At 65.7% G+C, this 12,271-nt stretch carries 12 protein-coding genes; 6 read left to right on the forward strand and 6 right to left on the reverse strand.

Going from position 1 to position 12,271, the window contains the following annotated elements; translation table 11 throughout:
- Positions 1–10: 10 nt before the first annotated feature.
- Both VIR62_RS02275 and VIR62_RS02280 read right to left on the reverse strand, forming a co-directional pair.
- Positions 11–2,098, reverse strand: a complete 2,088-nt coding sequence (locus tag VIR62_RS02275) for a RelA/SpoT family protein (RefSeq protein ID WP_431868335.1) — start codon at positions 2,096–2,098, stop codon at positions 11–13.
- Between the two features lie 45 nt (positions 2,099–2,143).
- The gene (locus VIR62_RS02280; RefSeq protein WP_431868337.1) at positions 2,144–2,434 is read right to left on the reverse strand and encodes a CC_3452 family protein; all 291 of its coding nucleotides are present in this window, start codon (positions 2,432–2,434) and stop codon (positions 2,144–2,146) included.
- Positions 2,435–2,553: 119 nt separating this feature from the next.
- On the opposite strand from VIR62_RS02280, the gene VIR62_RS02285 reads away from it, so the two are divergent.
- Complete coding sequence (locus VIR62_RS02285; protein ID WP_431868339.1) at positions 2,554–3,015, forward strand: winged helix-turn-helix transcriptional regulator; 462 nt, start codon at positions 2,554–2,556, stop codon at positions 3,013–3,015.
- Here VIR62_RS02285 and VIR62_RS02290 read toward each other — a convergent pair.
- Both VIR62_RS02290 and rpoZ read right to left on the reverse strand, forming a co-directional pair.
- Complete coding sequence (locus VIR62_RS02290) at positions 3,012–3,584, reverse strand: methylated-DNA--[protein]-cysteine S-methyltransferase (protein ID WP_431868341.1); 573 nt, start codon at positions 3,582–3,584, stop codon at positions 3,012–3,014. The genes VIR62_RS02285 and VIR62_RS02290 overlap by 4 nt on opposite strands.
- Positions 3,585–3,603: 19 nt before the next feature.
- Positions 3,604–3,945, reverse strand: a complete 342-nt coding sequence (rpoZ, locus tag VIR62_RS02295; protein ID WP_431868343.1) for a DNA-directed RNA polymerase subunit omega — start codon at positions 3,943–3,945, stop codon at positions 3,604–3,606.
- 118 nt (positions 3,946–4,063) lie between these two features.
- Here rpoZ and VIR62_RS02300 point away from each other — a divergent pair, with 118 nt between their 5' ends.
- On the forward strand, positions 4,064–5,245 hold the full coding sequence (locus tag VIR62_RS02300) for a phospholipase D-like domain-containing protein (RefSeq protein WP_431868345.1): 1,182 nt from the start codon (positions 4,064–4,066) through the stop codon (positions 5,243–5,245).
- Here the strand turns inward: VIR62_RS02300 and VIR62_RS02305 are convergent.
- The gene (locus VIR62_RS02305; RefSeq protein ID WP_431868347.1) at positions 5,242–5,859 is read right to left on the reverse strand and encodes a class I SAM-dependent methyltransferase; all 618 of its coding nucleotides are present in this window, start codon (positions 5,857–5,859) and stop codon (positions 5,242–5,244) included. The two genes, VIR62_RS02300 and VIR62_RS02305, sit on opposite strands and share 4 nt — an antisense overlap.
- Positions 5,860–6,032: 173 nt before the next feature.
- Here VIR62_RS02305 and VIR62_RS02310 point away from each other — a divergent pair, with 173 nt between their 5' ends.
- Positions 6,033–7,334, forward strand: a complete 1,302-nt coding sequence (locus VIR62_RS02310) for an MFS transporter (RefSeq protein ID WP_431868349.1) — start codon at positions 6,033–6,035, stop codon at positions 7,332–7,334.
- Here VIR62_RS02310 and VIR62_RS02315 read toward each other — a convergent pair.
- A complete protein-coding gene (locus VIR62_RS02315; RefSeq protein WP_431868351.1) occupies positions 7,297–9,603 on the reverse strand; it encodes a CDC48 family AAA ATPase in 2,307 nt (768 codons plus the stop codon). The two genes, VIR62_RS02310 and VIR62_RS02315, sit on opposite strands and share 38 nt — an antisense overlap.
- Before the next feature lie 405 nt (positions 9,604–10,008).
- Between VIR62_RS02315 and VIR62_RS02320 the strand changes: the two genes are divergently transcribed.
- The 3 genes from VIR62_RS02320 to VIR62_RS02330 all read left to right on the forward strand — a co-directional run bounded on the left by VIR62_RS02320 (position 10,009) and on the right by VIR62_RS02330 (position 12,248).
- Entirely contained in the window at positions 10,009–10,923 is a 915-nt protein-coding gene (locus VIR62_RS02320) for a LysR substrate-binding domain-containing protein (protein ID WP_431868353.1), read from the forward strand.
- Positions 10,924–11,028: 105 nt separating this feature from the next.
- Positions 11,029–11,667, forward strand: a complete 639-nt coding sequence (locus VIR62_RS02325) for a glutathione S-transferase family protein (protein ID WP_431868355.1) — start codon at positions 11,029–11,031, stop codon at positions 11,665–11,667.
- A 122-nt stretch (positions 11,668–11,789) separates the two neighbouring features.
- On the forward strand, positions 11,790–12,248 hold the full coding sequence (locus VIR62_RS02330; RefSeq protein WP_431868357.1) for a hypothetical protein: 459 nt from the start codon (positions 11,790–11,792) through the stop codon (positions 12,246–12,248).
- Positions 12,249–12,271 lie beyond the last annotated feature (23 nt).

Below are 12,271 nucleotides of genomic sequence, written 5' to 3' on the forward strand. Positions count from 1 at the left end.
AGGCGGTCTCCTAGAGCCGCTCCGCCGTCGAGACCACATCCGTGGCCCTCAACGCGGCGAGAATGCGCATCAGATGCTGCACGTCATGCACTTCGATATCGAGGTGGAAGGTGTGGAAGCTGCCATCGCGGCTGACCTGGTCCAGGCTGACGATGTTGGCGCCGTGCGTGCCGAGGATGCCGGTGATCACCGCCAGCGAGCCCGGCTCGTTCTTGATCACCACGCACAGCCGCGCCGCGCCGCCATCGGTTTCGTCGCCCCAGGCGAGATCAACCCAGTCGGCATCGACGCCGTCGGCCAGGCGTTCGCAGTCGATCGTATGGACCTCGATGCCCGCGCCTTCGCGGCGGAGGCCGACGATGCGGTCGCCGGGAATGGGGTGGCAGCATTCGGCGAGGTCGAACGCGACGCCAGGGGTGAGGCCCTTGATCGAGATCGCCTGGCGCTGCGGCGGCGGCTTGACGCCGGCCTGACCTGCGGAGCCCGGCATCAGCGCCTCCATCACCGCGACGTCGTCGACCCGCTTCAGCGCGATCGCCTCCATAAGCGCGTCGTCGTCATGCAGGTTGAGGCGCTTCAGCGCCTCCGCCATCGCCTCCCAACCCAATGGCGCCGGCAGCCGCTCGACGATCTCATCGAATATTTTTTTGCCGAGTGCGATCGTTTCTTCACGTTCCTTCGATTTGACGAAGCGACGGATCTTGGCGCGCGCCTTGCCGGTGACGACAAAGCTCAGCCAGGAGGGCTGCGCGTGCTGCGCCTTGGATACGAGAATTTCGACCTGGTCGCCATTGGCGAGCGGCGTCCTGAGCGGCATCACCCGCCCATTGACCTTGGCCCCTACCGTCTGGTCGCCAAGATCGGTGTGGACGGCGTAGGCGAAGTCGACCGGCGTCGCGCCCTTGGGGAGCTGGATGAGTTCGCCCTTGGGCGTGAAGGCGAAGATCCGGTCCTGGTACATCGCCATCCGCGTGTGCTCGAGCAACTCCTCGGCGCTCCCCGCATGTTCCAGGATTTCGATGAGGTCGCTGATCCAGGGATGCTGGGTCTTCGCCGCGGCCTTCCCTTCCTTATAGGCCCAGTGGGCGGCGAGGCCGTTCTCGGCCTGGGCGTGCATTTCCTGCGTGCGGATCTGGATTTCGATCCGCATCTGCTCGTCGTGGATCACCGAGGTGTGGAGCGAGCGGTAGCCGTTGCGCTTCGGCGTCGAGATGAAATCCTTGAACCGGCCGGGCACCATCGGCCAGCGCTGGTGGATGAGTCCGAGCGTGCGGTAGCAATCCTCGACATTGCCGACGACCGCGCGGAAGGCCATGACGTCCGACAGTTGCTCGAAGCTGACATGGCGCTCGGCCATCTTGCGCCAGATCGAATAGGGATGCTTCTCGCGCCCCTGGACCTCGGCTTCGATGCCGTTCGCTTCGAGGTGCGCCTTGATGCCCCGCCCGATCCGCTCGATGAGGTCGCCGCCGCCCTTGTGAAGCTGCTCGAGCCGCTTGGAGATCGATTCATAGGCGTCGGGCTCGAGCTCGCGGAAGGCGAGGGTCTGCATCTCGGTCATGAACTCGTACATGCCGATCCGCTCGGCAAGCGGGGCGTAGATGTCCATCGTCTCGCGGGCGATGCGGCGGCGCTTTTCCTCATTCTTGATGAAATGGAGGGTCCGCATATTGTGCAGCCGGTCGGCGAGCTTCACCAGCAGCACCCGGATATCGCCCGACATGGCGAGCAGGAACTTCCTGAGATTCTCCGCCGCGCGCTGGCTCTCGCTCTGCGCCTCGATCTTCGACAGCTTGGTGACGCCGTCGACCAGCCGCGCGACATTCTTGCCGAAGAGCTTGTCGATCTCCTGCGGCGTCGCGACCGTATCTTCGATTGTGTCGTGGAGGATCGCAGTGACGATCGTCTCGTCGTCGAGGCGTAGGTCGGTAAGAATGCCCGCGACCTCGATCGGATGGCTGTAGTAAGGATCGCCCGACGCCCGCTTCTGGCTGCCATGCGCCTTCATCGAGAAGACATAGGCGCGGTTGATCAACGCCTCGTCGGCGGCGGGGTCGTAGGCCCTTACTTTCTCGACAAGTTCATATTGTCTCAGCACCGCTCCAACATGGGGTGCGGTGCGCTCTCGTTGCAATGCAAAAAACTAGTCGCCGGCGCGGGCGTTGCACTTTTCCAGCTGCTCGGGGGTCAGCGCCTCGCCTTCGACGCTGAAGCTCGTGAGGGAGCCGACTTCCCTGGCGAGGACCGCGCACACGATGGCGGGGCGGCTATTGCTCTTGCCACCGGTGCAGCCCGCATCGCCGCACGTCCACAGGACGTCCCGGAGGGCGAACCTGGCTTCGACCGGCTTTGCGGCGGGCTCGGCCGTATAATGGGCGGCGAAGGCCGGCGTCGCGGCAAGGGCAAAGGTAAGAATGGCGGCACGAAACAACATCGATGCTCCCGGAAATACGTTTCTGCGTGAAACCAGATATGGATTGTAGTTTCGATTTGCAACTGTTTTTCACTTCGGGATGACAAGGGTGAAAAAAGGCGTAGGTTGAACGCGCTGCCATGAAGATCGAAGACCACAAGGCTCTGTTGAGGGAATGCGCGCTGCCCGCTGCGCTGGAGGCGGTCGGCGAACGCTGGTCGTTCCTGATACTGCGCGGCGTGTTCAACGGTCTTCATCATTTCGAGGAGTTCCAGTCGACCCTGGGCATTGCCCGCAACATCCTCTCGAACCGGCTCACCCGGCTGGTCGAGAACGACATTTTGCAGCGCGAGCCCGACCCTTCCGACCGCCGCAAGGTCGCGTATACCCTCACGCCGAAGGGGCGCGAGCTGTTGCCGGTGCTGATCGCGCTCCGCCAATGGGGCGAGCGCTGGGTTTCGGGCGTGCCCAGCAACCCGGTGCTGGTCGACCGGCACAGCCGCCGACCCGTGGCCCCCATTGCCGTCAGGGCGGCCGACGGCCGGCCGCTGACGCTGAGCGAGCTGGACTGGGTCGATCGTTCGGATCTGGTGGCGGATTAGCCGGCGGGCTTGGCCGCCCAGGGCAGATTTTCGAACAATTCCGGCTCTGCGCTCCGCCGAGCTCCCTCGATCTCCAGCATCTTGAGCTTGGTCGAGACGCCTCCCGGCGCGGAAAAGCCGCCGCTGCCTCCGGCGCTCGCCAGGATGCGGTGGCAGGGAATGATGATCGGCACGGGATTTCTCGCGAGCGCCCGACCCACCGCCTGCGCCGCGCCGGGAGTCCCGATGGCCTGTGCGAGCTCGCCATAGGTTTGCACCGCCCCCGGCGGGATGGCCCGCGCGGCGGCATAAACCTGCCGCTCGAACCCGGGCGTGCCGGAGAGATCCACGTCGATGAAGGAAAGATCGGCGGGCGCCCCGCTCAAGAGCTCCCGAACGGCCTCGATCGCGGCGCGAACCCACGCCGGTGGGTCGCCTTCGCTGGCGTCGGGAAAGCGCCTCACCAGCCGCTGGCGCGTTTCCGCGTCCGAACCTTCGGGGAGCGCCGCGCCGACCACGAATGAGCCGCGCCAGACGAGGGCGCAGCGACCGATCGGGGTTTCGAACAGCGTGAAGACGGACCGATCCACGGGTCGCGCCTCCGCCGGCTTACTCGTAGTCGCCGGCGAGGTTGGTGTTGCGCGGCGGGGCGGCGGCGGTGAGGCGCAGCGCCTCGGCCGACTGACTCAGCGAGCCGACCTCGTCCGGAGCGTCCTCATCGTCGACCTGAACGCGCTGAAGATTCGACACCAGGGCTTCTTCGAGGTGCTTCGGCTTCACCGTCTGCTCCGCGATCTCGCGCAACGCGACCACCGGGTTCTTGTCGCGGTCGCGGTCGAGCGTAAGCTCGGCGCCACCCGAAATCTGCCGGGCGCGCTGGGCCGAAAGCAGGACCAGGTCGAACCGGTTCGGGATCTTGTCGACACAATCTTCGACGGTTACGCGCGCCATGAAGCAGCTCCGCTCATCTTGAGGCTGAATGGAAAGCGGGGCCGCTACCAGCCAAGGGCGCTCCTGTCAATGTTTTCGAGGGGTTGCGCTTGCCCGGGCGGCATCGCATCTCCCACTGATGGCCGACGCGAAGCCTCGGAAATCATCGCCCGCTTACTCCGCCACGGTGGAGGGCACCAAGCTTACCTTGCTTCCGGATGGGCCGGAGCGGCTCGATGCGCTGATCGCGCTCATCGACGGGGCCAAGGAATCGCTTCGCATCCTCTATTACATCTTCTGCGCCGATGAATCGGGAACGCGGGTGCGCGACGCGCTGATCGCCGCGGTCGATCGCGGCGTGAAGGTAGCGCTGCTGATCGACGGGTTCGGCAGCGACGACGTCCAGAAGGATTTCTTCGCGCCCCTCACCGACACCGACTGCGCCTTCTGCCGTTTCAGCCCGCGCTTTGGGCGGCGCTATCTGCTGCGCAACCACCAGAAGCTGGCGCTCGCCGACGGCCGTCGTGTCATCATAGGCGGCTTTAATGTCTCCGACGATTATTTCGGCACGATCGAATCCGGAGGTTGGCGCGACCTCGGCCTTGAAGTGGATGGCGACGACGTTGGCTACTTGGTCGGCTATTTCGACAGCCTCTTCAAATGGGCGAACGACCCCAACGGCAAGATTCGCGACCTTCGCCGCATGCTCCAGAAGCATAGCGAGACGAAGGGCCGGCTCCATTGGCTGTTTGGGGGGCCCACGCGTCGGCTCAGCCCCTGGGCGCGGTCCGTGCGCCGCGACATGCGCCGGGCGAAGAGGCTGGACATCATCGCCGCCTATTTCGCGCCGAGTCCGACCCTGCTGCGCCGTATGGCGAATGTCGGAAGGCGCGGCCGCGTACGGCTGGTGACCGCGTCCAAATCCGACAATGGGGCGACGATCGGCGCCGCCCGCCACAGTTACTGGCTGCTGCTCAAGCGCGGCGTCGAAATCTACGAATACCAGCCGACCAAGCTGCACACCAAGCTGTTCGTCCTCGACGACGTCGTCCACATCGGATCGGCGAATTTCGACATGCGAAGCCTCTTCCTCAACCTCGAGATGATGCTGCGAATCGACGACCGCGCGTTCGCGGACGCGATGCGCCGCTATGTCGAGGGCGAGGTCGAACAGAGCGTCAGGATCACGCGTGAAGCCCATCGTGCGAAGCGCACCTGGTTCAACCGCATCCGCTGGGGCATCGCTTATTTTCTGGTGGCGATCGCCGACTACAGCATCTCGCACCGCCTCAATTTCGGCGGCGAGCCGACGCCCTCCTAATCCTTCCAGGCCCAGAACAGCGTTGCGGGCGGAATGTTGATCCATTCGAAGCCCTTGTCGATGCGATCGAAGTGGGGGGAGATATAGTCGCGGACCTTGGGCGAGAATTGGTAGACGAGGAAGGCGCCGCCGGGGCGCAGGGCTTCGGCCGTCTCCTCGGCGATCTTCGGACCGACGCCGGGCGGCAGGGTCGAGAAGGGAAGACCCGACAGGACATAATCGGCGTGCTCGAACCCGCGATCGGCCATGACCTTGCGAACGCTCGCCGCGGATCCGGTCACCGCTTCCAGCCGCGAATCGGTGAACTTGCCGTTGAGGTAGGCGGTGAAATCGGGATTGGTATCGAGGGTGAGGAGGGTGGCGTCGGGCGACAGGCGGTCGAGGATATGCTGGGTGAAGGTGCCGACGCCGGGACCATATTCGACGAACAACCTGGTGTTCGCCCAATCCACCGGATCGAGCATCTTCTCGATCAGGATCTTCGAGGACGGGATTACCGATCCCACCATCACCGGATGCTTCAGGAAGCCACGCAGGAAATGCCAGAGCGGACCGCCGGGTGCGCCGTGCGTGAAGGCTCCTTCCTGTCGTGCTTGTTCGGCCGATAGTGTCATGATGGTCCCGTAGCTCCTGAGCAACAAGTTGCGTTGGCAAAACAACGCGGCAATGGCAAGGGCGAGGCATGGCCGGGCGCCGATTATGCCCGATCGGGGACAGGCCGATACTTTTCCGGGGCAGCCGCATGCCGCCATGTCGGATAGCCGGCTCATACTGGGAGAATCCGCCCTTGGCGACATCTCGCGACAACCCGATGAGGGTCTCCAGCCTTCCCCGGGGGCGGTTCGCCCTCTTGTTCGCGATCATGCTGGTGGCGGCGTCGGGCAACACGGCGATGCAGTCGTTGATGCCCTCGATCGGCCGCGAGCTCGGCGTTCCCGATCTGTGGGTGGCGGTGGCGTTCAGCCTTTCCGCGGTCGTCTGGGTCCTGACCGCGCCGCACTGGGCACGGCTGTCGGACCGGCGCGGTCGGCGGGCGCTGATGCGGCTCGGCCTCTACGGCTTCATCGTCTCGATGCTGGTCTGCGGCTCCGTCCTCGCCGCCGGCCTTGCCGGCCTGCTGCCGCCGACCATCGTCTTCATCGTCTTCGTGCTCGGCCGCGCCGTCTATGGTGGTTGGGGATCGGCCTCGCCGCCGGCCGTGCAGGCCTATGTCGCCGCCCGCACCGAAGGCGAGGAGCGCACCAACGCACTCGCCGCCATCGCCTCTTCCTTCGGTCTCGGTACGATCATCGGCCCAGCCCTGGCGCCCTTGTTCATCTTCCATCCGATGGGGCTGTCCGGGCCCCTGATCGTCTTCGCCTTCATCGGCGCCGCCGTCCTAGCAGCGGTAGTTACCCGGCTGCCGGACGACACGCCGAAAAGCCCCGCCAGGGGTCAGATCGTTGGCGAGCCTTCGATCGGCGGCGTCAACAACGGCGCCGCGCTGACCCGCGACGATCGCGCCGCCGGTCCCTTGCGCTGGCGCGATCCGCGCGTCTTCGCCTGGCACATGATCGGCGCGATCGGCGGCCACGGCCACGCCGCCTTGCTCGGCGTCATCGGCTTTCTCATCATCGACCGCCTGGCGCTCCCGCTCGACCGGGCCCAGCAGTCGATCGCTCTGGTGCTGATGGCCGGCGCCGGCGCGACCCTGCTCGCCCAGTGGGGGCTCATTCCGCGGCTGGCGCTCGACCCGCGCGCGCTTGTGGTCTGGGGCGCCTTGCTCTCCGCCGCCGGTACGGTGATCACAGGTCTCTCCGAAACCATTTACGGCATCACCATGGGCTTCGCCCTGGCCTCACTCGGTTTCGGCTTCTTCCGACCGGGCTTCACCAGCGGGGCTTCGCTGGCGGTGACCCCAGGGGAGCAGAATGCCGTCGCCGGCATGGTAACTTCGGTGAACGGCGTCGCCTTCATCGCGGCGCCCGCCGTGGGCGTTGGCCTCTACGGCCTCTGGATGCCGCTTCCCTTCCTCGTCACGGGCGTGCTGATGCTCGGCCTTGCCCTGTGGATCAGTCTCCGTTTCCACCCTTTGGTCCCCGCGGGGTGAGCATGCCTGGCGTGACGAAGCCGATGCCCGTCGGGCTGGCCGCGTCCTGCTTCAGCTTCGATTCGATCTGGGCATATTCCTTTTCCATCTCGGGCGTGACCGAAGCGCGCGTCTCCTTGAGCGCCCGCTCGAAATGGTCGGCGGTGACGGCCTTGACGTCGAGCGATTCGCGAAGGGCGAACAGGCCGGCGCGCCGCACCAGGTCTTCAAGGTCCGCGCCCGTGAATCGATCCGTGCGGGCGGCGAGATCGTCGAGATCGACATCGCTCGCCAGCGGCATGGCTTCAGTATGGATGCCGAGGATCGTCCGGCGGCCGCCCTTGTCGGGCACCGAGACATAGACCAGCTCGTCGAAGCGGCCGGGCCGGAGCAGCGCCGGATCGATCAGATTCGGTCGGTTCGTGGCGCCTATGACCACGACGGATTGCAACTCTTCCAGGCCGTCCATCTCCGCCAAAATCGTGTTGACGACGCGTTCGGTGACGTGGGGTTCGCCCAGGCCGCCGCCGCGGGCGGGGACGAGGCTGTCGAGCTCGTCGATGAAGATGACGGTGGGCGCGACCTGGCGGGCCCGGGCGAACAGGCGGGCGATCTGCTGCTCGCTTTCGCCATACCATTTCGACAGGAGGTCCGAGGATTTGGCGGCGATGAAGTTCGCCTCCGCCTCGCGCGCCGTCGCCTTGGCGAGCAAGGTCTTGCCGGTGCCGGGCGGGCCGTAGAGGAGGAAGCCCTTGGCCGGCCGGATGCCGAGCCGACGGAACGCTTCGGGGTCCTTCAGGGGAAGCTCGATCCCTTCGCGCAGCCGCTCGCGCGCGTCGTCGAGGCCGCCGATATCGTCCCAGCTTACGTTGGGCATCTGCACCATGACTTCGCGCATGGCGGAGGGCTGGACGCGCTTCAGGGCTTCCTCGAAATCCTTGCGGGTGACCGAGAGATTGTCGAGCACCTCGGGCGGAATCGTGCCTTCCTCGAGGTTGATCCGGGGCATGATCCGCCGCACCGCCTCGATCGCCGCCTCGCGGGTGAGCGCCGCCAGGTCCGCGCCGACGAAACCGTAGGTCTGCCGTGAAAGCTCCTTCAAATCGACCCCCACTTCCAGCGGCATGCCGCGCGTGTGGATGGCGAGGATCTCGCGCCGGCCATTCTCGTCGGGAACGCCGATCACGATCTCGCGGTCGAAGCGGCCGGGGCGGCGGAGCGCCTCGTCCAGCGCCTCCGGCCGGTTGGTCGCCGCGATGACGACCAGGTTCTGCCGCGGCTCCAGCCCGTCGAGCAGGGTCAGCAGCTGGGCGACGAGCCTCTTCTCCGTCTCGCCCTGAACCTGGCCGCGCTTGGGCGCGATGGAGTCGATCTCGTCGATGAAGATGATGGACGGCGCGGCCTGCGCCGCTTCCTCGAACAGCTCGCGCAGCTTCTTCTCGCTCTCGCCATAGGCCGAGCCCATGATCTCCGGCCCGGCGATATGGAAGAAGCTGGCGTCGCTTTCATTGGCAACCGCGCGGGCGAGGCGCGTCTTGCCGGTGCCGGGCGGGCCGTGGAGCAGCACGCCCTTGGGCGGATCGACGCCGAGCCGCTCGAAAATCTCCGGGTAGCGCAAGGGAAGCTCGACCATCTCGCGAAGCTGGTCGATGGTCGAGCCGATGCCGCCCAGATCGTCATAGGTGACGTCGGCGCGGCGGGCCTCCTTGGCCTCGGTATATTCGGGGCGAAGCTCGACCTCGGTGTTGGCGTCGATATGAACGATGCCCTTGGGCGTCGTCGAGACGACCGTCAGCCTGATCTCCTGAAGCGCATAAGCGGGCGCATTCAGCATCTGACGAAGCTCGGGCGGTATATCGCCGCGGTCGACGCGCTGCTGGCCGGTCGTGGCGACGATGTCGCCCGCCGTCACCGGTTTCATGCCGAAGCTGCGCTTGAGGGCGTTGGCAGAGCCCTGGAGCCGCAAATTCTTCTGCGCGGGCGCGAACACGACGCGCTGCGCGGGCTTGGTCTCGGCCTTGCGAATCTCGACGAAATCGCCCGAGCCGATCTCGGCATTGGCGCGCTGGAGGCCGTCGAGGCGGATGATGTTGAGGCCCTCGTCCTCGGGATAGGGCAGGATCGCGCGGGCCGGCGTCGAGCGCTTGCCGATCAGCTCGATGACGTCGCCTTCACCCAGGCCCAGCGCGTTCATCATCGTCCGCGGCAGGCGCGCCAGCCCACGGCCGCTGTCGTCCGGCCGCATGTTCGCGACCTGGAGCCGCGCCGGCTCTCGTTCTTCATCCGCCATGGAAATTCATCTCCTCATGCCCCCGGGACACATAAGGAGTGACAACGGCGCTTCCAGCCGCGGGTTCAAAAAAAGGTCGTGGCAACGGCTCCGGCCGCGCCGGCGTTCGATCTGCCCGGAGCGCGACAGAGCGGCGGTCTGGATTGATCTGCGGTCGTCTTCGGCTCCCGCCGTCGTGGGAATGAGGAGGCGAAAAAAAGGGCCAGCCCCGAAGGACCAGCCCTGAAGTTTTTAGGAGAGGATGCCTGAAAGGCAGGCTCTGTTTCGCCGAGTTCGGGTCATTGTGCAATTGCGAAGACATCTGCTACAGATGCAGTAAATGCAATCGGACTTTACCGGAAATCCGGTGCGGAAGCGGATGCGGCGTCAAAGCTGCACTGCAATATGGAGAGAGACGCGAGCGGCATGCGCAGGTTGCCACCCCTTACCGCCGTAGAGGCGTTCGTCCAGGTCGCGCGGCTGGGCTCGATCAAGGCCGCCGCCGAGGCGCTGGCCTTGTCGTCACCGGCGCTTAGCCGCCGCATCCAGGCGCTGGAGCGCTTCGTCGGCCATAAGCTGTTCGAGCGGCGGCATCAGGCGGTGCACCTCAACGCCGACGGCGAGCGGCTGCTGGCCGAGATCGCGCCGTCGCTCGACGCGCTGACCCTCGCGATGGAGCGCGCGACCGGCGCCGGCGAGCTGATGCGGCTGAGGCTCGGCGTGCCGCCGCTGTTCGCCTCGCAGCGGCTGATGCCGCATTTGCCGGAACTGCGCGCGCTCCATCCGTCGCTCCATATCGACATCGACACCGGCGCCCATGTCTTCGCCCGGCTGGACGAGGGACTGGATGCCGCCATCGCAATCGCGCCCGAGGTCGACCCCAGCCTTTATTCGCGGCGGATCGACAGCAACCGCGTCATCGCGATCGGCGCGCGGGAGATGGCGGAGGGGCCGGCGGCGCTCACTCATCCCTCGCAGCTCGCCCAGGCGACGGTTTTCGTCCACCGCGACATGCCCGACACGTTCGATTACTGGCGCGAGGCGGTCGGCCTGCCCGACCTCCAGCCCGCCGCCGTCGACCATTTCGATTCAGGCCCCCTCATCCTCGACGCCGCGGCGCAGGGCCTGGGCGTCGCGCTGATGCTGGAGAGTCATTTGAAGGAGGCGCACGACCAGCGCCTCGTCCAGCTCTTCGATATCGTGGTCGAAAGCCCCTACAGCTACTGGTTCGCCTGCCGCCGATCGGCGCTGAGGCGCCGGCCGGTGAAAATCTTTCACGATTGGCTGTTCGAGAGGGTGGCGAAGCGGGAGGCGGCCTGGATCGATACACCAAATCGGTGAACTGTGCCTGACAGCGCAACGCTGATATGCACAAAACAGGCAGGCTCGCGAGGTGCGAATGGAAAACGTTCATGCGGCAGCGATGATGAGGAGGATGGATGGATCATGGCACTGACTGTCTGGACGTATGACTGGGTGCCCGAGGGGCCTCGCGGCTTCGTGCGCGATCTTCGGCTGCGATGGGCGCTTCAAGAGGCCGGGCTCAGTTATTCGGTGCGCAGCACGCCGTTCGACGATCGAGGATCCGAGCACCTGAAGCGTCAGCCCTTCGGACAGGTGCCGTTCCTTACCGACGGTGACATTTCGATCTTCGAGAGCGGGGCGTGCCTGCTCCATCTTGCCAAGAAGAGCGACAAGCTGATGCCGCGAGATGCCGCCGGCGAGGCGGAGACGCTGCAATGGGTCATCGCCGCGCTCAACTCCATCGAAATGGTGAGCGTGCCCTGGTGGTTCCTGTCATTGTCCGGCGACAGGGAAAATGGCCTCGCCGGCTGGATGAGGATGCGCCTGGGCCAGCTCGAGAACGTGCTTCGGACACGCGAATGGCTCGCGGCTTCGCGCTTCACCGTCGCGGACCTCCTCATGGCGGACTTTCTTCGCGTACCGAAGGTGCGTGACTTCGCCGCTTCCCCCGTCATCAACGCCTATATCGATCGTGCTTGCGATCGCGAGGCGTTCAGGAAGGCGTTCGCCGATCAGCTCGCGCACTTTCAGGCCGCTGACGAGAGCAAACGCGGTTCTTAGTGGCGCTAGCGGAACGCTGAACGCCCGACATGAGTGAAAGCGGACGCTTGCCGACCGTCTCAAGGTTGCCTTACGAACGCCCGAGGTGCAGGCATTGGCGCTCACAGCAGGGAGGGAAGATCATGGCCGCTGCGTTGCCCTCATCGCCGCCCACCTGGTTCCGGATCGTCGCGCTGCTTGCCGTCCTTTGGAATGCGTTCGGCGTCGCCATGTATCTGAGCTCGGTGGGCATTTTCGGTGACCCTATGGCGGGGCTCAGCGAAGCCGAGCGCGCCGCGGCCTCCTCGATCCCGAGCTGGATTACCGGGGCGTTCGCGATCGGCACGTTCGCCGGTTTGATCGGAAGCCTCGGCCTGGTGCTGCGAAAGAGCTGGGCGGTGCCCGTGCTGATCGTCTCCCTCGTCGCCTTGCTGGTGCTCGAAGGCTGGATCATGTTCTTCAGCGGCGCCCTGGAAATTTTCGGCGTCGTCGTGCCTATCATGGTCAGCATCGGCGCGATCCTGCTCGCCTGGTTCGCGATTGAGGCGCGTCGACGCGGCTGGCTATCCCAGCCCGAGGCTCGCCCCGCACCCGACGCGTGACAGGGCCCGGAGTCGCGGCTTCG

Origin of the sequence: Allosphingosinicella sp. (assembly GCF_036570505.1) — a bacterium.
GTDB lineage: Bacteria > Pseudomonadota > Alphaproteobacteria > Sphingomonadales > Sphingomonadaceae > Allosphingosinicella.